At 58.7% G+C, this 242-nt stretch carries 1 protein-coding gene; it reads right to left on the bottom strand.

What is annotated here, in order from left to right:
* Positions 1–242: phosphoribosylglycinamide synthetase C domain-containing protein (locus tag SB756_RS34320; protein WP_410913784.1), on the bottom strand; the 242-nt coding region annotated here is incomplete at both ends.

Here is a 242-nt window from a genome sequence, read left to right as displayed (position 1 = left end):
CCAGTTTTGTGCCTGCATGGAACACTTTGCCGTCTTCCACTTCTTCCAGCGGCAGGCCGTGGATCACATCACCGGTGCGGTAATCGCCCGGATATCCACCCGCAGCCATCACCACGCCGAGAGAAGCGCGTTCATCCCACTCGGATGTTTTCTCGTCCAGCTTCCCTTCACAGGCTGCCAGGCAGAGCTCAACCAGATCGGACTTCATGCGCAGCATAATCGGCTGGGTTTCCGGATCGCCA

The sequence above is a fragment of the Pseudomonas sp. SIMBA_068 genome, assembly GCF_046534705.1.
Classification (GTDB): Bacteria; Pseudomonadota; Gammaproteobacteria; order Pseudomonadales; family Pseudomonadaceae; genus Aquipseudomonas; species Aquipseudomonas putida.
The sequence above is the reverse complement of the archived record's forward strand: the minus strand, read 5'-3'. Positions and strand labels throughout refer to the sequence as shown.